Genomic DNA, 17,264 nt, shown 5'->3' with positions numbered 1-17,264 from the left:
ACCGCTCCTCACCCCTGCCTTCTCGCCATGAAGGCCAGCCGCTCGAACAGATGCACGTCCTGTTCGTTCTTCAACAGCGCGCCGTGCAGCTTGGGCAGTGCGTTTTTCGGGTCGGCGCGCAAATCCTCGGGCGCGATATCGTCGGTCACGAGCAGGCGGATCCAGTCCAGTGCCTCGGAGGTCGACGGCTTCTTCTTCAGGCCCGGCACGTCGCGGATCTCGTAGAACTGGGTGAGCGCGGCGCGCACCAGGTTCTGCTTGATGCCGGGATAGTGCACGTCGACGATCCGATGCAGCGTCTCGAAATCGGGAAAGCGGATATAGTGGAAGAAGCAGCGGCGCAGGAAGGCGTCCGGCAGTTCCTTCTCGTTGTTGGAGGTGATGATGACGATCGGGCGCACGGCAGCGCGGATCGTTTCGCCGGTCTCGTAGACGAAGAACTCCATTCGATCGAGTTCCTGCAGCAAATCGTTGGGGAATTCGATGTCGGCCTTGTCGATCTCATCGATCAGAAGCACGACCTTCTTGGCCGTCGCGAAGGCATCCCACAGCTTGCCACGCTTGATATAATTGCTGATGTCGTTGAAGCGCTCGTCGCCGAGTTGGCTGTCGCGCAGCCGCGACACGGCGTCATACTCGTAGAGCCCCTGCTGCGCCCTCGTCGTCGACTTGACGTGCCATTCGATCAGCTCGAGGCCGAGCGCGGCCGCCACTTGTCTGGCCAGTTCCGTCTTGCCGGTGCCGGGCTCGCCCTTGACCAGCAATGGCCGCTCCAGCGCGATCGCCGCATTGACCGCCACCATCAGATCCTTGTCGGCGACATAGGCCGCCGTGCCTTCGAAACGCATTTTTGCTCCTCGGTTTTCATGGCAACCGTAAGGAGGCAGCCCGGCCCATGCAAGGCGCAGCGGCGAGGGCGCGGTGAAGCCTTGTGCCAGGAAACTCCCAGGCAGGGGTTTGTGACGAATTAAGCCACGGAGCATGGCCGTCTCTCTGGCGCTTCGCCGGCCATCGGCCTATATTGGGCGTGACGGTCTGCGCTTCCCGGCAGGAGAACATTTTCCCCGGGGCCTTAATGATCCCTAGGGAGCTGTCCCTGGGAAGACCCGTGGGTTTTCTCATACGGCGCCCACCTACTTTGTAGGTTCCCGGGATCGCTCTCTCCACCGGTTGTGTGGATCGTCACTCGACGCAAAGGATCCACGCTTCGGTGGATCATGCGGTGGAAAACGTCGCTCCTAAAACTCCATCCAAATCTGACCTTTTCTATCGTCGGCGCATGACATCCTCGAAAGACCTGAAAAGACAGTTGCGACGCGAAGCACTCGGGCGCCGCGACGCGCTCGATCCGTTCTGGCGGGTGGAGGCAGCGCTCGAAATGGCCGAGACGGCGCGGGACAGCATTGCGATGGAGCCGGGCCAGATCGTCTCCGGCTTCTGGCCGATGCGCTCGGAAGTCGACGTCCGGCCGCTGATGTTCGCCTTGCGCGAAAAAGGGGCACGGCTTTGCCTGCCGGCGATTCTCGACAAGACCACCATCGTCTTTCGCGAACTGGTGCGCGGCGCGCCGATGATCGACATGGGGTTCGGCACCGTCGGGCCGCATGAGGAGGCCGAGGTGCTCGATCCCCAGGTGATGCTGGTGCCGCTCGCGGCTTTCGACGCGCGCGGCCACCGCATCGGCTATGGCGCCGGCTATTACGACCGTGCCATCGCGCGGCTGGTCGACAAGGGGCAGCCGCCGCGGCTGATCGGCATTGCTTTCGACTGCCAGCAGGTGGCGCTGGTGCCGGACGAGCCGCATGACGTGACCATTCCGGAAATACTCACCGAGAGCGGGTTGCGCCGGTTCGCGCCGAAATTGTAGATAAGTTCCTGGACGCATGGTCTTTTCCGGAAGTCATGCAGCTTTTTGCTTCGCTGACCTTCGGTTCGGGATCATGTTTAGATGAGACTTCTCTTCCTCGGCGATATGGTCGGCAAGACGGGACGCACGGCGGTGTGGGAACAACTGCCCGGCCTGATCTCGGATTTCAAACTCGACTTCGTCATCGTCAATGGCGAGAACGCCGCCGGCGGCTTCGGCATTACCGAAGAGATCTTTCGCGAGACGATCTCGGCGGGCGCCGACGTCGTCACAACCGGCAATCATGTCTGGGACCAGCGCGATGCGCTGGCTTTCGCGCCGCGCGAGGAACGCTTTCTGCGTCCGTCCAATTTCCCCAAGGGCACGCCGGGGCGGGGCTCGGGCGTCTACATCGCCAGGAACGGCGCGCGCGTTCTGGTCGCCAACATCATGGGCCGGGTGTTCATGCATCCTGAACTCGACGATCCGTTTCAGGCCGGCGAGCGCGAGCTTGCCGCCTGCCCGCTTGGCGAACAGGTCGATGCGGTGGTCATCGATTTCCATGCCGAGGCGACCTCTGAAAAAATGTGCTTTGCGCACTTCGTCGACGGCCGCGCCAGCCTGGTTGTCGGCACTCACACGCATCAGCCGACCGGCGACCACCATATCCTCAACGGCGGCACCGGCTATATCTCAGACGCCGGCATGTGCGGCGACTATGATTCTTCGCTTGGCATGGACAAGGAGGAGCCGCTCAACCGCTTTCTGTCGAAGGTGCCGAAAGGGCGCTTCGAGGCGGCGAGCGGCCCGGCGACATTGTGCGGCGTCGGCGTCGACATTTCGGATCGCAGCGGCCTGACCGAGCGGATTGCGCCGTTTCGCCGCGGGCCGCGGCTCGAAGAAACCGCGCCCTCGTTCTGGTCATGACATTGATGTAAGCGATTGTAGTACCTAATTGCCGGCCACGCCTGCTTCAGATCGTAAGAGGGGACGACCTCCATGCAGCTCATCGAATTCCTGGCGCCGCATTTCGCCTTTGTCTCCGATCCGACTGCATGGGTAGCGTTGCTGACGCTGATTGTGCTGGAGGTGGTGCTCGGCATCGACAATCTGATTTTCATCTCGATCCTGACCAACAAATTGCCGGAGGCGCAGAGGGCCCGCGCCCGGCGAATTGGTATTTCGGCGGCGCTGATCATGCGGCTGGTGCTGCTTGCCACCATCTCGATCATCGTCCAGTTGACGGCGCCAGTATTCACCGCGTTCGGCCACGGGTTTTCCTGGCGCGATCTGATCCTGATCGCCGGCGGCCTGTTCCTCGTCTGGAAGGCGACCAAGGAGATCCACCACACGGTCGATCTCGAGGATCACCAGGACACGATGATGGGTGAGACGCTGCAGCTTTCGCTGGCCGGCGCCATCTTCCAGATCCTGCTGCTCGACCTCGTCTTTTCGATCGATTCGATCATCACCGCGGTCGGCATGACCGACGAGATCGCCATCATGTATATCGCCGTGATCGTGGCAGTCAGCGTGATGATGCTGGCGGCTGGACCGCTCGCCAATTTCATCGCCAAGAACCCCAGCATCGTCATGCTGGCGCTGAGCTTCCTGCTGATGATCGGCATGACGCTGATCGCCGACGGCATGGGCTTCCATGTGCCGAAGGGCTACATCTACGCCGCCATGGGCTTTTCCGCTCTTGTCGAGGGCCTCAACATGCTGGCGCGACGTCGGAGGAAGGCAAAGGCCGGCGCGGGGCACTGAGGTTGGCGGAGCGAAGCGACGGCGCGAAGGCCTGAGCTCTGCCTCAATTGTCGCGGCCATGCAGAACCTTGAGACGTCGGAGGGACAGCACCCCCTCTGTCCTGCCGACCCCGCAAGGAGGGAGATTGGCAGCTTTAGCGCTCCGCTCGTCCTGCAGCGTTGGAGATTGGCGAAAAGCCTCAGCGACATCCGATCTCCCCCTTGCGGGGGAGATGTCCGGCAGGACAGAGGGGGTGGGAAGGATCGCTGCAGAATGGCTTTTGGCACCCGGCGACTTAAGCGGTCGGCACGCCCTTCGGATGACGGTCGCTGATCAGGCCAAGCGTCAAGCCTTGCTCCAACCAGGCCTTGGCGCCGGCGAGCACCAGCGCGAAGCCCTCGGTCGAGCCGATCACCTGCTTGACCTGCTCATCGGGGCTGCCGGCAAAACCGAAATTGCGAACCTCGACAAAGGTCGCGCCGCCCGGCATCTCGGTAAAAGTCCAGACCACCGTGGTCGGCGGATCGCTCCATTGCATGACGATCTTTTCGTTCCTGACGATCTCGCTGACCGTGACCGGCGTCGAAACGCCATACATGCGCCATTCCCAGCGAACCTCGTTGCCGCTGTCGAGCCTGTCGCTGCCATGGGTGAACCAGAACTTCGTCGTGATCGCCGGATCGACGATGGCTTCGAACACTTCTGCGACCGGCCGCCGGATCAGCATGCCGGCTTCGGCGGTCGGTGTCTCACGGATGTCCATTTCGTCCTCCTTCCGAACCGGTCTCCGTCACCAGGCGTCGGGTTCGCGCACCAGGTGAATGATGTTGGCCGGACTGGTGATCCAGCCGCCACGAAAACCTTCGCCGAGCGTCTCGATGGCGTCGCAGCGCACAACACCGGCTTTGGCGAGATGATCGGCGGCGGCCGGAAAATCGTCGGTGAACAGTTCCAGCCAGATCTCGGCCTGGCTCAGCATCGGCGCTTCGTCGATCCACAGGCGATTGGGGCCGAGCTCGAAACCGATGGCCGGCGCCTTGGCCGTAAACGGTTTTAGGCCGACGACATCACGGTAGAAAGCGATCGTCGCCTGGTGTTGGTGGGACGGCACTTTCATGGCGATGTTGATGCCGCCGGTGATTTTCGCAGCCATTCTTTCCTCCGTCTTCTCAGATATTGTCTTCATTGGCGGGCTCGCCCTTCATCTCGCTGCGATAGTAGCCGTCGCGCAAATTGATGCCGTATTCGACATAGGCCTTCATGCAGGCCAGCATCTGCGACCAGCCCTCGCAATTGAGGTAGGACTTCTTCAGGCCGACCGCGTCCTCGTGCCAGCCGGCCTCGGCGATGGTGACGAAGGTGCCGCCGTCGTCCAGCGGCTCGAAATTCATCTCGATGCGCGTCTTGTAGGCCGGCTTGCCGTCGGCGTCGGTGGCGTCCCAGCGCAGCACGATGCGGTTGTCTTTCTCCACCTCGTCGACCTCGACCGGGACCTTGCCCCACCAGATGACCCTGGCGCCGGCCACCAGCGGGGCACTGGCGCCGCCGATGGTAGTGAAATAGCCGCTGAGCTTGTTCGGATTGACGATCGCATCGAAGACTTCGGCAACCGGTTTGCCGATGCGGCCCGAAACTCTGAATCCAAGAGACATATCCACAGCTCCTTCCTTGATCGGATCGATATTATGTTATAAAAATATAACATGTCAAGCAAGGCGCAGGATGACAATGTTTTCAAGGCGCTGGCGCATCCGCGCCGGCGCGCGCTGCTCGACGAGCTAAAGGACGCGCCGCGGACCACCGGCATGCTGTGCGATGCCTTTCCCGACATGGACCGCTGCACCGTCATGCTGCATCTGAAAGTGCTGGAGGAAGCCGACCTGGTGGTGGCGCGGCGCGAGGGGCGCGAACGCTGGAACCATCTCAATGCGCTGCCAATCAAGCAGATCCACGACCGCTGGATCAGCCAGTACGCCACGCATGCGATCAGCATTCTCGACCGGCTGAGATCCGATCTGGAGGAGTGAGCGTTCGCAGGAAAGCAGCTGGCGGTTACCTTGCCGCACCATCCTTACGGCGCGGCTGGACGAATTGAGCCGATTTATCTATAAGCCGGCCATTCCGAGATAGAGCGCCGTACGTCCACCCGGACGCAGCAGGGACGTTCTGAAATTTTGACTTCGAGCATTTTGGCAAAGGCGAGGTGACTACCTCGCTGCAGGATGCTCTGCCAAGAAGACGACAGGGGTGCCATGGCTGGCCATTCACAGTTCAAGAACATCATGCACCGCAAGGGCCGCCAGGACGCGGTGCGGTCGAAAATGTTTTCCAAGCTGGCGCGCGAAATAACCGTCGCCGCCAAGAGCGGCACGCCGGACCCGTCGATGAACCCGCGCCTGCGTCTTGCCGTGCAGAACGCCAAGGCGGTGTCGATGCCGAAAGACAACATCCAGCGCGCCATCAACAAGGCGTCGATGGGCGACGCCGAGACTTACGAAGCTGTGCGTTACGAAGGCTACGGGCCAGGCGGCGTTGCGCTCATCGTCGAGGCGCTGACCGACAACCGCAACCGCTCGGCGTCGAATGTGCGTGCCGCCTTCACCAAGGCCGGCGGGGCGATGGGGGAAACCGGCTCGGTGTCGTTCATGTGGGACCGTGTCGGCGAAATCTTCTATCCGGCATCGGTAGGCAGCGCGGAGAAGGTCATGGACGCGGCGATCGAGGCCGGGGCCGACGACGTCCAGTCGGACGAGGAAGGCCACACGATCTATTGCGCCTTCGAGAATCTTGGTGAGGTGTCGAAGGCGCTGGAAGGCGCGCTCGGCGAGGCTGAATCAGTGAAGCCGATCTGGAAGCCGCAGACCAACATTGCGGTCGACGAGGAGCGGGCACAGTCGCTGATGAAGCTGGTCGCCACGCTCGAGGACGATGACGACGTGCAGAGCGTCTACGCCAATTTCGAGGTCGACGACGAGACCATGGCGAAGCTCAGCGCGGCATGAGCACAGCTCAGTCCGAGAATATGAGCGGAGCTCAACTTGACATATGAGCGGAGCTCAATCTGACATGACCGAAAAGCCGTTGCCCCAGGTCCGCATCACCTATTGCGCGCAGTGCCACTGGCTGCTGCGGGCCGGCTGGATGGCGCAGGAGCTGCTGTCGACCTTCGCAACGGATCTGGGCGAGGTCACGCTGGTGCCCGGCACCGGCGGCATCTTCACCATTTCCTGCAACGAGACACTGGTCTGGGACCGCAAGCGCGACGGCGGCTTTCCCGATGCCGCAAGGCTCAAGCAACTGGTTCGCGACGTGATCGATCCGGACCGCGATCTCGGCCATGCCGACCGCAAGAGCGACAAGTCAAAAGATACCCCGTCAAAAGACCCTGCCTGACGCAAGGTCTTTTAGATTTCTGCCCTCGTTCACCGCCACGCCACGATGAAGCAGGCCAGCGCGACGATGGCGGTGATGGTACGGACGTGGTTCCACATCACCCAGTCCCTGAGATAGGTGGCCCAAACGGCGGCGCTGTTGGCGCTTGCCGGATCGACGGCGGCCAGCGCGTTGTTGAGCGGCACGTTGAAGATCATCGTCACGATCAGGTTGCCGACGAGGTAGATCAGGGCGCCGGCGAAAAGCCACAACGAGCCCGGTTGGCCCGAGCCGATGACAGCGCCGACGACGAGGACGAGGCAGATCAGCCCGGTGCCGAAAAGCGCGGTCATGAACAGCGGCGTCACCGCAGTGACGTTGATCGAATTCATGGCGGCGATGCCGCCCGCGGCAGGCATGCGGGCGAGGCCCGGCATGACGAAGCTGGAAAAGGCGAAGAAGACACCAGCGACAACGCCCGAGCCGAGCGCGGCGATGAAGGTGAGGCTGGGAAGCAGTTTCATGATCATGTCAGTCACTCCATATGCCCGTACCAGCGGTTTCGGTTGCATAGGCGGAAAAGTCCTTTGGGGCGCGGCCGAGCACGCGCTCGACGCCGTCGGTCAGCGACTCGTTGCGGCCGTCGAGCACTTCGGTGAACAGCTCGTTGAGCAGCCAGGCGAACTCGGCAGGCAACTCGTATCCGGCCACCGCGGCAGTGAACTCGGCATGCGAAATCCGTTTGAACCGAATGTCGCGGCCGGCCGCCTTGCCGATCTCGGCGACCGCGTCGGCGAAGCTCAGCAGACGCGGCCCGGTCAGCTCGTAAAGCTGGCCGACATGGCCTTGCCGGGTAAGCACTTTCACGGCGGCGTCGGCAATGTCGTCGGCGTCGACGAAAGGCTCTCCGACAGTGCCGACCGGCAAGGCCACCTCACCGGCCAGCAGCGGATCGAGCAAAAAACTCTCGCTGAAATTCTGGGAAAACCAGGCGCAGCGCAGGATCGTCCAGTCGGCGCCTGAGGCTTTCAGCATCTCTTCGGCACGTTGCGCTTCGGTTTCGCCGCGCCCCGACAGCAGCACCAGCCGGCGCACACCGCTTGCCACCGCAAGGTTGGCGAAGGCGCCGACCGCTTCGGCCGCACCGGGCACCGCAAGATCGGGATAGTAGCTGATGTAGACGGCACCGACACCATCGAGCGCGGGTTCCCAGGTCGTATCGTCTTCCCAGTCGAAGGGCGGGGTGCCCGAGCGCGAGCCGATCCGTACCGGCATGCCCTGCGCCGTCAGCCTGTCCGCGAGACGACGGCCGGTTTTGCCGGTGCCGCCGAGGATCAAAATCGGTTTTGCTGCTTGATCGATCATGGCGATTTTCCTTTGCTCACAAATATGAGTAATCCTCACATTTGCAAAACGTGATAAACCCTCGTATTTTGTGAGTCAAGCCAGTTTGTTGATCATTCGCCAGGAGACAGTGATGGAAGGCTCGAGCGTAGCGGGTTCACAGGATGGCCAGATCGCATCGCCGCGCCGGGCGCCCAGCCAGCAGCGCAGCCGCGAGCGGGTCGAGCGGATGCTGGCCGCCGCCTCTGCGCTGATCGCCGAGCAAGGCAGCGATGCCATGCGCATGGGCGAAGTTGCGGAACGGGCCGGCGTGTCGATCGGTTCGCTCTACCAGTTCTTCCCGGACAAGCGGGCGATCATCTGGGCGCTGGCCGAACGCCACACCGCCGAAAGCCAGGCCTGCATCGCGGCAGCGCTTGCACAGGTCAGCGACGCCGAAGGGCTGCGGCGGGCATTTTCCGAGCTGGTGGATATCTATTACGGGCTGTTCCTGGCCGAGCCGGTGATGCGCGACATCTGGTCAGGCACACAGGCCGACAAGGCGCTGCGCGAACTCGAGCTCGCCGACAGCCGGGCCAACGCCGAATTCCTCACCGCGGTGCTGAAGCGGCTGCGGCCTACCGCCGATCCGGCGGAGCTGGAAACGACGGCGTTTCTCATCTGGCAGATGGGCGAGGCCACCATGCGGCTGGCGATCTCGGTCGGTCGAAAGGAAGGCGACGACCTGGTCGCCGCCTACAAGCGGATGGCGCTGCGCGAACTGGTCGACCAATAGAGCCGCATTTCCAACAAAAAACCCGCCACGAGGGCGGGTTTCTTCGATCCGAAAAAAGCTTGCGGCCTACAGCCCAAAACCTTCGAAACGCTTCTTGAACTTCGACAGACGGCCGCCGCGGTCGAGCAGGGTCTGCTGGCCGCCGGTCCAGGCCGGATGGGTGGTCGGGTCGATGTCGAGGTTCATCGTATCGCCTTCGTTGCCCCAGGTCGAACGGGTCATGTATTCGGTGCCGTCGGTCATGACGACCTTGATGGTGTGGTAGTCGGGATGGATATCGGTCTTCATTGTGCTATTCCTGGTTCGCCGGCGCCGCTGACGGGCATAAAGCCTGCGTCGATGCGCCCCTTTTTAAAACTCGAAGCCGCAGCTATTGAGGAGCCACGGCTTTTGAAAACGGTCGGCGAGCCTATACATCAGCCGGAATTGAATCACAAGGCCGCGGTAAGCGCATATTGAGGCGCATGCCCAGAAGGCGGCCAGAGGAAACGGTCATGGCGCACACCAGCGGCGATGCAGACGAGCGTAGGCGCTCGCTCAAGCCGCTGCGGCGCCTGTTCCCCTACATCACCCGCTACCGGAAAATGGTCATTGGCGCGGTCGTCTCGCTGACCGTTGCTGCGGCGACGACGCTGGCGCTGCCGCTGGCCGTGCGGCGCATGATTGACCATGGCTTTTCCGCCTCCGATTCCAGTTTCATCGCCGAGTATTTCGCCATGCTCGTGGTGATGGCTGCCTTGCTCGCCGCGGCGTCGGCCAGCCGCTATTATTTCGTCATCACGCTGGGCGAGCTTGTCGTCGCCGACATCCGCAGCGACGTGTTCCGCCATGTCACGACGCTGTCGCCATCCTTTTTCGACACCGCCCAGTCGGGCGAGATCGTCTCGCGGCTAGCCGCCGACACGACGCAGGTCAAGTCAGCAGTCGGTGCCACCGCGTCGGTGGCGCTACGCAATGTCATTCTTGGGCTTGGCGCCGTGGCGATGATGGTCTTCACCAGCCCGAAACTGTCGGGCCTCGTCATCGCCGCCATTCCGGTGATCGTGCTGCCGCTGGTCGCCTTCGGCCGCTCGGTGCGGCGAAAATCGCGGCTGGCGCAGGACACGCTGGCAGACGCCACGGCCTACGCCAGCGAGCAGATCGGCGCGGTGCGCACGCTGCAGGCCTTCACCAATGAGAAGTTGGTCACCGGGCATTTTTCAGCTGCCGTGGAAGCGGCTTTCACGGCGGCCCGGGCCTCGATCTTTGCCCGCTCCTTCCTCACCTTCTTCGCCATCTTCATGATCTTTTCCTCGGTGGTGGCGGTGCTGTGGTTCGGTTCGCGCGACGTGCTCGACGGCACGCTGTCGCCGGGCACACTCGGACAGTTCCTGCTCTATTCGGTGTTCGCCGCCGGCGCGCTTGGCGCGCTGTCGGAAGTGTGGGGCGAGCTTTCTCAAGCCGCCGGTGCTGCCGAACGGCTGACCGAGATCCTGGCCGAGAAGCCCGCGATCCAGGCCCCCGCGCATCCGAAACTGCTGCCGGCGACGGCCAGAGGCGCAATCAGTTTCGACGATGTGTCCTTCTCCTATCCGGCCGGGCCCGACCGCGCTGCCGTCCACGGCCTGAGTTTCCAGGTCAAGCCCGGCGAGACGGTGGCGATCGTCGGCCCGTCGGGTGCCGGCAAGAGCACCGTCTTTTCGCTGCTTTTGCGCTTCTACGACCCCGAGACCGGCAAGATCATGATCGACGGCGTCAATGTGCGCGAGGCCGACCCCGTCGCCATCCGAGAGCGAATCGCCATCGTGCCGCAGGACGTCACCATCTTCGCGGCCAGCGCGCGCGACAATATCGGCTTCGGCCGTCCGGACGCCAGCCAGGCCGAGATCGAGGCGGCGGCCAGGGATGCGCTTGCCGACGAGTTCATCCTAAAACTCGAGAAAGGCTATGACAGCCAGGTCGGCGAGCGCGGCGTGACCTTGTCCGGCGGCCAGCGCCAGCGCGTGGCGATTGCCCGCGCGATACTGCGCGATGCGCCGATCCTGCTGCTCGACGAGGCAACCTCGGCACTGGACGCCGAAAGCGAGACGCTGGTGCAGACGGCGCTGGAGCGGCTGATGCAGGACCGCACCACGATCGTCATCGCCCACCGGCTGGCGACGGTGCTGAAGGCGGACCGGATCCTGGTCATGGATGGCGGCTGCATCGTCGAGGAAGGCACCCACCAGAGCCTCGTCGCCAAGGGCGGCATCTATGCGCGGCTGGCCAAGCTGCAATTCGAAACCGGGGCGAACGCTTTCAGGGGCGCCGCGGAGTAGTCGTAACGTCAGTCGGCTGCCAGTCCGCCAGAAGGACGACCCTGCCAAACGGCTTCGTCTTTGCAAAAATGGCGCTGGCCGGCAGTAACGAAAGTGCCGCCGCGTTCGATGCGCTTGAAGATATGTCAGGCGCCCTTCAGCACCTCCCATAGCGCTTGCGCAAATGCTCGGTGAAATGCGTGGCGTTGAGCTTCTCGCCGGTGGCGCGCTCGAGCAGCTCGGGCGTCGACCAGTGCGAGCCTTGCGACCAGATCCTTTGCCGGCGCCAGTCGTTGATCGCCGCGAAATTTCCCTTGGCGAGGTCTTCGTCGGCGGAGGGATGATCTCTGGTCAGGGCGGCCCATTGCTGCGCCGCCATCATCGCGCCCAGCGTATAAGACGGGAAATAGCCGAACGCAGCACCCGGCCAGTGCACGTCCTGCATCGGCCCGTCGGCCGGGTTGTCGATGGTCGACAGGCCGAGATAGTCGCGCATCTTGGCGTCCCAGGCCTCCGGCAGGTTGGCGGCCTCCAGCCGCCCCGAGACAAGCTCCTGCTCCAGCTCGTAGCGCAGGATGACGTGCAGCGGATAGGTCACCTCGTCGGCGTCGACGCGGATCAGGCCGCGCTCGACCCGGTGTACGTGCGGCAGGATGTCTTCGATCGACCACGCCTCGCCGAGGTGCTTTTCGACCACCGGCAGCGCCCAGCGCCAGAATTCGGGGTTGCGGCCGATCTGCTTCTCGACGAACAGGCTCTGGCTTTCATGCACAGCCATGCCGCGCGCCTTGCCGAGCGGCCAGTGCGCCCACGCCTGCGGCAGGTTCTGTTCGTAAAGCGCGTGGCCGGTCTCGTGCAGCACGCCCATCAGCGCCGACAGGAAATCGGAGGTCTTGTAGCGGGTGGTGATGCGCACGTCGCTCGGCACGCCGCCGCAGAACGGATGATGCGATACCGACAGCGAGCCGTGGGTGAGATCGAAGCCGACCGCCGCCATCATGGCGAGGCCAAGCTCGCGCTGCTTTTCGATCGCATAGCTGCCCGAAAGCGGCTTCAGCGGATGTTTCGCCAGCCGCTTTTCCTGCACGGCCAGTGCCTCCGGCACGAAATCCCTGAGAAAGGTCTTCAACTCGGCGAAGACCGGCGTGATGTCGGCGGCGCGGTTGCCGGGGTCGTACTGCTCCATCAGCGCGTCATAGGGATCAAGGCCGAGCACGTCGGCGCGAAGGGCTGCTTCCTCGCGCACCAGCGCGACGACGCCTTCGAGCGCCGGCAAGAACCCGGCCCAGTCGTTCTTTGCACGCAAGTCGCGCCACAGCTGCTCGGAGCGCATCCGGGCGGTGGTTTGGCGCTCGACGAATTCGACCGGCAAGCAGGTCAGGTTGGTGTATTGCCGCCGGAATTCCTTGACCGCTGCCTGCTGTTCTTCGTTCAGCGTTTCCTGTTCGGCCGCTGCGATCCAGTCGGCGATCTCCGGCGCTGTCGCTCTGGCGTGATGCATGCCGGCCAGCGCCGACATCGCCTCAGCACGCTTTTCGCCGCCGCCGACAGCCATGTGGGTCGCCTCGTCGGCGCCGAGAATGGCGAGCGCATGCTCCAGTGCTTCGAGCTTGTGGCCGAGGTCGTCGAGTTTTTGAACGGACATGGCGGGTTCCGCTGAATTTGAACGGCGGGAAAAGATACCAATGTGCTGATATTGGCAACCCCGAAAGGCCGTTGGCGATGGGCACATGGTTGCTGGCCAGGATGCACAGCGCAATGGGTCTTGCAGGAGCGGTGGCGTGCGTGATCAATGTCGCGAGGCGGCGGCGCGTCGCATCGGGGAGACGAAGCATGATCGCCAATGTGCTGGTCGGGTTGGTGGCGCTGATCCACCTTTACATCGTCTATCTGGAGATGGTGCTGTGGGACACGCCGCGCGGCCACAAGGCGTTCAAGCTGACGCCGGAATTCGCCAGCGCATCGAAAGTGCTTGCGGCCAACCAGGGGCTCTAAAACGGCTTTCTCGCCGCCGGGTTGATCTGGGGGCTTTACCTCGGCGAGGCCGGTTTCCAGATCAAGGTGTTTTTCCTGCTCTGCGTCGCCATCGCCGGCCTCTACGGCGCGGCGACGGTCGGCAGGAAAATCCTCTACGTCCAAACCGTGCCCGCTGCAGTTGCTCTGACCGCAGTTTGGCTGGGCGCATAACCCCGAAATCGGACTCGATTTTTGGAAAAATCCCTGTGCGGATTGCTGCCCGGGGCTTCGGTGCGGAACGGATCTTGCGCAAAATCAACAGATCATGCGCAAGATCAAGGTGCGGCGCTGTAATGGATGATTTCAGCCTTTTGGATAGTTTGGGCCGTAGCCGTTCGGATAGTACCCGCATCGCCACCGCTGCCGATGAGGAAGGCGCTGCCGGTGGCAGCCCGCAGCCTTTGGCTCACATGATCGATCTGCGCCAGCATTTTATGATACTGCGTGGCCGGCATCGTTCCATCTCGCGCGGCCCTCTGCGCGGCCGATCAAGTTGAGCGACCTGCGTGCGCAAGCCACGCGCTTCGTCCAGCTTGATCCTGTTCGCCTGCATGGCGCCTCGGATACCGGTATCCACGCTCTCTATCTGGTTGATCAAAGCTGCCTCATGCGGGCCGGCGTCGGCGCCGGCAAACGGAACGGTGACGAGAAGTGCGGCGAGCGTTGCAGTCCTGAGGGTCCTGGGAGTGAAAGAGCGCATGTTGCGTCTCCTTTTACAGGGGAGGCGGCGATTGGGAGGACCACCTTCCGGCCGTGGGCCCTCGGTTCCGTCGGGTCGCGATGGACGCTTCCACCGCCGGCGGTTCTCGGCCCCGTGACATAGCTAGGAGCGATCCTCGGCAAAGTGCAATCAAAAAAAGGTAATCTTTTCAGGCCTTGCTGGCCTGCATCGCCGCCCTAAATGCGGCCGCCGCCTGGAGCCGGGGCGATCAGCGCTCGGTCAGTTTCAGCTCGATGCGGCGGTTCTTGTTGCGCGCGTCTTCGGTGTCGGCGGGGTCGAGCGGCTGGAATTCGCCGAAGCCGGCGGCAACCAGGCGGTTGGCCGGCACGCCGTTCTCGATCAGGAACTTCACCACCGAGGTCGAGCGCGCCGTCGACAATTCCCAATTGTCGCGGTAGCGGCCGGTGCCCGACAGCGGCTTGTCGTCGGTGTGGCCGTCGACGCGCAGCACCCAGTTGATCTCCGGCGGGATCTCCTTCTGCAGGTCGATGATGGCGTCGGCGAGCTTCTTCATCTCGTCCTTGCCGGCATCGTTGATCACTTCGGAGCCTGTCGGGAAAAGCACTTCCGACTGGAAGACGAAGCGGTCGCCGACGATGCGGATGTTCTCCCGGTCGGCGAGGATTTCGCGCAGGCGCCCGAAGAAGTCGGACCGGTAGCGGTTCAGTTCCTGCACACGTTGCGCCAACGCGACGTTCAGGCGGCGGCCGAGATCGGCGATCTTGGTGTTGGACTCGCGATCGCGCGCTTCCGACACGTTGAGCGCTTCTTCGAGCGCTCCGATCTGCCTGCGCAACGCCGAGATCTGCTGGTTGAGGATTTCAACCTGGCTCAGCGCCTGCTGGCTGATCTGGCGCTGGTTGTCGAGTTCGCCCGACAGCGCCGTGGCCCGCTGGTTGGCGGCGTCGCCGGCACCGGTGCCTTGCGCCAGCAATTGCTCGAGCCGGCTCTTTTCCGCCTCCGACGCCGACAGCGACGCCTGCAAATTGGCGAGCGAATCTTCCTTGTCCTGCGTTGTCGAACGCTCCAGCGCCAGAAGCTGGGTCAGTTCGTTGATCTGCGAATTGAGGCGGTTGAGCACCGTGTCCTTGCCAGAGATTTCGCGGCCGAGCAGGAACTGCGCCAGCACGAAGACGGTAAGCAGGAACATGATCGCGAGCAGCAACGTCGACAGCGCGTCGACGAAGCCCGGCCAGTAATCGATACGGCGATCGGCACGCCGGCTCCTGGCGAGAGCCATGCTAATGGACTCCAGTCTTCTTCAAGGCGTCGGCGATCTTCTCCAGAGTGTTGCGCATCGCCTTCTGCTCGTCCGACTGGGCCTCGACCCAGTCGCGCATGATCTGCTGCTCCGAGCGCATGTTCTTGACCAGACCCGAAATGCCGTCGGCAAGGTTGGCCATGGCGGTGGCGACACGCGGATTGGCGCCACCGCCGCTCTCTTGCATGCTGCGCAGTCTTTCCGACAGGACGCGGATCTCGTCGGAGGACTCGGCCCTGGACGGTTCGGCGACAACGATGTCGGAGGACAGGTCGGTGACCGAGGACAGCCAGTTTTCGAGCTCGGTGTAAAAGCGTGTCTGGGCGCGGCCAGCCTGCAGGTCGAGGAAGCCGAGCACCAGGGAACCGGACAGGCCGAACAGGGAGGACGAGAAGGCGGTGCCCATGCCGGCCAGCGGCGCGGAAAGCCCGGCCTTCAGAGATTCGAGCACGGCGGCGGCATCGCCAGTGCCGGGATCGAGCGAATCGATGGTTTCGCGGATCGAGCCGATCGTGTTGAGCAGGCCCCAGAAGGTGCCAAGCAGACCAAGGAACACCAGCAGCCCGACAAGATAGCGCGAGGTGTCGCGGCTTTCGTCGAGGCGGGTGGCGATCGAATCGAGCATGGTGCGCATTGAGCTGGTCGAGAAGGCGATCGTCGGCGAGCGGCCGATCATCGCCTTCATCGGCGCCAGCAGCACCGGTTCGGTGGTTTCGGAGCCGGCCCGAAAAGAGTTGACCCAGCGCACTTCGCGAAACAGCCGGCCGACCTGCGCGAAGGCCAGCAGGATGCCGACCGCAAGCACGCCGACGATCAGGCCGTTGAGACCGGGATTGGTGGCAAAGGCTGTCGAGATCTGACGGGTCAGGATGGCGGCGATGAAAGCGACGATCATCAGGAAGATGACCATGGTCAGGAGAAAGACCTGCGGGCTCGACAATTTGTGCGGATCGTACATCAGCACGTCGGAGCGCCTGCTCATGCCGAAGGATTTGAGTAAAGCCATCCGTGCCCCGTTTCCGATGCCGCCGCCGCCGCGAATTCACGTTTGACGGCGACTCTAAACGCAATTGTGACCAAATTGAATGGCGCTTGGCAATATTGCCAAGCGGACCATTGCGTTAGGGTCGGTTGATGACCAGGCAGTCGACCATGGCGGCAAGATGCAGGCCGGCGCCGGTGACGACAAAGCCGTGCCACAGCGCATTGTGGAAGCGCAGGCCCTTCCAGGCGAAGAAGATGACGCCGCAGGAATAGACGATGCCGCCGGCGACGATCAGCGCGATCGATGCCGTCGGCAATGTGTCGACGAGCGGCTCGACCAGAACGATGCTGCTCCAGCCGATGGCGAGATAGAAGACGATCGCCAGCCGGTCGAAGCGACCGGGAAGAAGCACTTTGATGGCGATGCCGATCGCTGCCGCGACCCAGACCAGGACGATCATCGAGATGGCCAGCGGCGAGCCGTCGAGCTGGGCGAGGAAAGGCGTGTAGGTCGCGGCGATGAGCAGGTAGATCGCGGCATGGTCGAAGCGCCGCAATATCCACTTGGCAGGCGACGACACCGGCCACAGATTATAGGCCAGCGACACCGACAGCACGGTGAGCAGCGAAATCACGTAGAAAGCGGCTGCGATATATTCGCCCGGACCGGTATGGAAGGCAGCCAGCGCCAGCAGCGTCGAGCCAGCAGCAATGGCGAGCACGATGCCCACCGCATGGACGATACCGTCAGCGATCATTTCGGCGCGCGAATAGTGCCAGCGTCCCATGAAGGGGATTTCGATCTGGGATTTCGGGCCGATATGCGTCATGAATGATCCTGCATCCCCTTATTTGGGCGGATGCCGGACAGCATTTCAAGCTTTCGTTGCGGTTTTGCGACTGCGGCGGTTCAGCGCGCCAA

Annotated in this window: 20 protein-coding genes, 1 other RNA gene and 1 pseudogene; 10 read left to right on the top strand and 12 right to left on the bottom strand. The window is 63.0% G+C overall.

The features are described from left to right. Positions 1-8 precede the first annotated feature (8 nt). Positions 9-848 carry an AAA family ATPase gene (locus AC0L3D_RS12620; RefSeq protein ID WP_023800022.1) on the bottom strand — a complete coding sequence of 280 codons (840 nt, stop codon included), beginning with the start codon at positions 846-848 and terminating at the stop codon, positions 9-11. Between the two features lie 181 nt (positions 849-1,029). On the opposite strand from AC0L3D_RS12620, the gene ssrS reads away from it, so the two are divergent. From ssrS to AC0L3D_RS12600, 4 genes are all read left to right on the top strand, one after another. Next, positions 1,030-1,185, top strand: a non-coding RNA gene (ssrS, locus tag AC0L3D_RS12615) — 6S RNA. 94 nt (positions 1,186-1,279) lie between these two features. Continuing rightward, positions 1,280-1,867 (top strand): 5-formyltetrahydrofolate cyclo-ligase, encoded by a 588-nt coding sequence (locus AC0L3D_RS12610; RefSeq protein WP_023800021.1) that lies wholly within the window; start codon positions 1,280-1,282, stop codon positions 1,865-1,867. Between the two features lie 81 nt (positions 1,868-1,948). Next, on the top strand, positions 1,949-2,773 hold the full coding sequence (locus AC0L3D_RS12605; RefSeq protein ID WP_473644524.1) for a TIGR00282 family metallophosphoesterase: 825 nt from the start codon (positions 1,949-1,951) through the stop codon (positions 2,771-2,773). A gap of 72 nt (positions 2,774-2,845) precedes the next feature. Further along, positions 2,846-3,613, top strand: a complete 768-nt coding sequence (locus tag AC0L3D_RS12600; RefSeq protein WP_031255296.1) for a TerC family protein — start codon at positions 2,846-2,848, stop codon at positions 3,611-3,613. Positions 3,614-3,888: 275 nt separating this feature from the next. Here the strand turns inward: AC0L3D_RS12600 and AC0L3D_RS12595 are convergent, their stop codons facing one another. Genes AC0L3D_RS12595 through AC0L3D_RS12585 form a run of 3 tightly spaced genes read right to left on the bottom strand, consistent with a single transcriptional unit; the run spans position 3,889 to position 5,245 of the window. Further along, entirely contained in the window at positions 3,889-4,356 is a 468-nt protein-coding gene (locus AC0L3D_RS12595) for an SRPBCC family protein (RefSeq protein WP_473644522.1), read from the bottom strand. 27 nt (positions 4,357-4,383) lie between these two features. Continuing rightward, entirely contained in the window at positions 4,384-4,746 is a 363-nt protein-coding gene (locus AC0L3D_RS12590) for a VOC family protein (protein WP_473644520.1), read from the bottom strand. 16 nt (positions 4,747-4,762) lie between these two features. Continuing rightward, a complete protein-coding gene (locus AC0L3D_RS12585) occupies positions 4,763-5,245 on the bottom strand; it encodes an SRPBCC domain-containing protein (RefSeq protein ID WP_287240334.1) in 483 nt (160 codons plus the stop codon). Positions 5,246-5,296: 51 nt separating this feature from the next. On the opposite strand from AC0L3D_RS12585, the gene AC0L3D_RS12580 reads away from it, so the two are divergent. The 3 genes from AC0L3D_RS12580 to AC0L3D_RS12570 all read left to right on the top strand — a co-directional run bounded on the left by AC0L3D_RS12580 (position 5,297) and on the right by AC0L3D_RS12570 (position 6,986). Further along, positions 5,297-5,620, top strand: coding sequence for an ArsR/SmtB family transcription factor (locus AC0L3D_RS12580; protein WP_023800015.1), 324 nt, complete (start codon positions 5,297-5,299; stop codon positions 5,618-5,620). 225 nt (positions 5,621-5,845) lie between these two features. After that, positions 5,846-6,595, top strand: coding sequence for a YebC/PmpR family DNA-binding transcriptional regulator (locus tag AC0L3D_RS12575; RefSeq protein ID WP_023800014.1), 750 nt, complete (start codon positions 5,846-5,848; stop codon positions 6,593-6,595). 64 nt (positions 6,596-6,659) lie between these two features. Next, positions 6,660-6,986: an Rdx family protein gene (locus tag AC0L3D_RS12570; RefSeq protein ID WP_023800013.1), complete on the top strand. Its 327-nt coding sequence runs from the start codon at positions 6,660-6,662 to the stop codon at positions 6,984-6,986. Positions 6,987-7,015: 29 nt separating this feature from the next. Here AC0L3D_RS12570 and AC0L3D_RS12565 read toward each other — a convergent pair whose 3' ends face one another. Next, positions 7,016-7,495 carry an anthrone oxygenase family protein gene (locus AC0L3D_RS12565; RefSeq protein ID WP_473644518.1) on the bottom strand — a complete coding sequence of 160 codons (480 nt, stop codon included), beginning with the start codon at positions 7,493-7,495 and terminating at the stop codon, positions 7,016-7,018. 1 nt (position 7,496) lies between these two features. Beyond that, positions 7,497-8,330, bottom strand: a complete 834-nt coding sequence (locus tag AC0L3D_RS12560; RefSeq protein WP_473644516.1) for a Rossmann-fold NAD(P)-binding domain-containing protein — start codon at positions 8,328-8,330, stop codon at positions 7,497-7,499. 112 nt (positions 8,331-8,442) lie between these two features. On the opposite strand from AC0L3D_RS12560, the gene AC0L3D_RS12555 reads away from it, so the two are divergent. After that, entirely contained in the window at positions 8,443-9,084 is a 642-nt protein-coding gene (locus AC0L3D_RS12555; protein ID WP_473644514.1) for a TetR/AcrR family transcriptional regulator, read from the top strand. A gap of 66 nt (positions 9,085-9,150) precedes the next feature. Here the strand turns inward: AC0L3D_RS12555 and rpmE are convergent, their stop codons facing one another. Continuing rightward, complete coding sequence (gene rpmE, locus AC0L3D_RS12550; RefSeq protein ID WP_473644512.1) at positions 9,151-9,372, bottom strand: 50S ribosomal protein L31; 222 nt, start codon at positions 9,370-9,372, stop codon at positions 9,151-9,153. Positions 9,373-9,578: 206 nt separating this feature from the next. Between rpmE and AC0L3D_RS12545 the strand changes: the two genes are divergently transcribed. Then, positions 9,579-11,381, top strand: coding sequence for an ABC transporter transmembrane domain-containing protein (locus tag AC0L3D_RS12545; RefSeq protein ID WP_473644510.1), 1,803 nt, complete (start codon positions 9,579-9,581; stop codon positions 11,379-11,381). A 136-nt stretch (positions 11,382-11,517) separates the two neighbouring features. Here AC0L3D_RS12545 and AC0L3D_RS12540 read toward each other — a convergent pair whose 3' ends face one another. Further along, on the bottom strand, positions 11,518-13,005 hold the full coding sequence (locus AC0L3D_RS12540) for a carboxypeptidase M32 (RefSeq protein ID WP_473628570.1): 1,488 nt from the start codon (positions 13,003-13,005) through the stop codon (positions 11,518-11,520). 188 nt (positions 13,006-13,193) lie between these two features. Between AC0L3D_RS12540 and AC0L3D_RS12535 the strand changes: the two are divergent. Then, positions 13,194-13,547 (top strand): annotated as a pseudogene (locus tag AC0L3D_RS12535) (DUF1304 domain-containing protein). Positions 13,548-13,651: 104 nt separating this feature from the next. Here AC0L3D_RS12535 and AC0L3D_RS12530 read toward each other — a convergent pair. From AC0L3D_RS12530 to trhA, 4 genes are all read right to left on the bottom strand, one after another. Next, the gene (locus AC0L3D_RS12530; RefSeq protein WP_473628567.1) at positions 13,652-13,831 is read right to left on the bottom strand and encodes a hypothetical protein; all 180 of its coding nucleotides are present in this window, start codon (positions 13,829-13,831) and stop codon (positions 13,652-13,654) included. A gap of 474 nt (positions 13,832-14,305) precedes the next feature. Next, entirely contained in the window at positions 14,306-15,337 is a 1,032-nt protein-coding gene (locus tag AC0L3D_RS12525; protein ID WP_473628565.1) for a peptidoglycan -binding protein, read from the bottom strand. Between the two features lies 1 nt (position 15,338). Next, complete coding sequence (locus tag AC0L3D_RS12520; RefSeq protein ID WP_473628564.1) at positions 15,339-16,364, bottom strand: MotA/TolQ/ExbB proton channel family protein; 1,026 nt, start codon at positions 16,362-16,364, stop codon at positions 15,339-15,341. A 115-nt stretch (positions 16,365-16,479) separates the two neighbouring features. Beyond that, positions 16,480-17,172 carry a PAQR family membrane homeostasis protein TrhA gene (gene trhA, locus AC0L3D_RS12515; protein WP_473644508.1) on the bottom strand — a complete coding sequence of 231 codons (693 nt, stop codon included), beginning with the start codon at positions 17,170-17,172 and terminating at the stop codon, positions 16,480-16,482. Positions 17,173-17,264 lie beyond the last annotated feature (92 nt).

This window comes from Mesorhizobium sp. WSM4837 (assembly GCF_055811435.1).
The sequence above is the reverse complement of the archived record's forward strand: the minus strand, read 5'-3'. Positions and strand labels throughout refer to the sequence as shown.

What these genes read in the sequence shown, in the direction of transcription:
- AC0L3D_RS12620 (WP_023800022.1), bottom strand. Translation starts at nt 848, where the DNA reads ATGCGTTTCGAAGGCACGGCGGCCTATGTCGCCGACAAGGATCTGATG.
- AC0L3D_RS12610 (WP_023800021.1), top strand. Translation starts at nt 1,280, where the DNA reads ATGACATCCTCGAAAGACCTGAAAAGACAGTTGCGACGCGAAGCACTC.
- AC0L3D_RS12605 (WP_473644524.1), top strand. Translation starts at nt 1,949, where the DNA reads ATGAGACTTCTCTTCCTCGGCGATATGGTCGGCAAGACGGGACGCACG.
- AC0L3D_RS12600 (WP_031255296.1), top strand. Translation starts at nt 2,846, where the DNA reads ATGCAGCTCATCGAATTCCTGGCGCCGCATTTCGCCTTTGTCTCCGAT.
- AC0L3D_RS12595 (WP_473644522.1), bottom strand. Translation starts at nt 4,356, where the DNA reads ATGGACATCCGTGAGACACCGACCGCCGAAGCCGGCATGCTGATCCGG.
- AC0L3D_RS12590 (WP_473644520.1), bottom strand. Translation starts at nt 4,746, where the DNA reads ATGGCTGCGAAAATCACCGGCGGCATCAACATCGCCATGAAAGTGCCG.
- AC0L3D_RS12585 (WP_287240334.1), bottom strand. Translation starts at nt 5,245, where the DNA reads ATGTCTCTTGGATTCAGAGTTTCGGGCCGCATCGGCAAACCGGTTGCC.
- AC0L3D_RS12580 (WP_023800015.1), top strand. Translation starts at nt 5,297, where the DNA reads ATGTCAAGCAAGGCGCAGGATGACAATGTTTTCAAGGCGCTGGCGCAT.
- AC0L3D_RS12575 (WP_023800014.1), top strand. Translation starts at nt 5,846, where the DNA reads ATGGCTGGCCATTCACAGTTCAAGAACATCATGCACCGCAAGGGCCGC.
- AC0L3D_RS12570 (WP_023800013.1), top strand. Translation starts at nt 6,660, where the DNA reads ATGACCGAAAAGCCGTTGCCCCAGGTCCGCATCACCTATTGCGCGCAG.
- AC0L3D_RS12565 (WP_473644518.1), bottom strand. Translation starts at nt 7,495, where the DNA reads ATGATCATGAAACTGCTTCCCAGCCTCACCTTCATCGCCGCGCTCGGC.
- AC0L3D_RS12560 (WP_473644516.1), bottom strand. Translation starts at nt 8,330, where the DNA reads ATGATCGATCAAGCAGCAAAACCGATTTTGATCCTCGGCGGCACCGGC.
- AC0L3D_RS12555 (WP_473644514.1), top strand. Translation starts at nt 8,443, where the DNA reads ATGGAAGGCTCGAGCGTAGCGGGTTCACAGGATGGCCAGATCGCATCG.
- rpmE (WP_473644512.1), bottom strand. Translation starts at nt 9,372, where the DNA reads ATGAAGACCGATATCCATCCCGACTACCACACCATCAAGGTCGTCATG.
- AC0L3D_RS12545 (WP_473644510.1), top strand. Translation starts at nt 9,579, where the DNA reads ATGGCGCACACCAGCGGCGATGCAGACGAGCGTAGGCGCTCGCTCAAG.
- AC0L3D_RS12540 (WP_473628570.1), bottom strand. Translation starts at nt 13,005, where the DNA reads ATGTCCGTTCAAAAACTCGACGACCTCGGCCACAAGCTCGAAGCACTG.
- AC0L3D_RS12530 (WP_473628567.1), bottom strand. Translation starts at nt 13,831, where the DNA reads ATGCCGGCCACGCAGTATCATAAAATGCTGGCGCAGATCGATCATGTG.
- AC0L3D_RS12525 (WP_473628565.1), bottom strand. Translation starts at nt 15,337, where the DNA reads ATGGCTCTCGCCAGGAGCCGGCGTGCCGATCGCCGTATCGATTACTGG.
- AC0L3D_RS12520 (WP_473628564.1), bottom strand. Translation starts at nt 16,364, where the DNA reads ATGGCTTTACTCAAATCCTTCGGCATGAGCAGGCGCTCCGACGTGCTG.
- trhA (WP_473644508.1), bottom strand. Translation starts at nt 17,172, where the DNA reads ATGACGCATATCGGCCCGAAATCCCAGATCGAAATCCCCTTCATGGGA.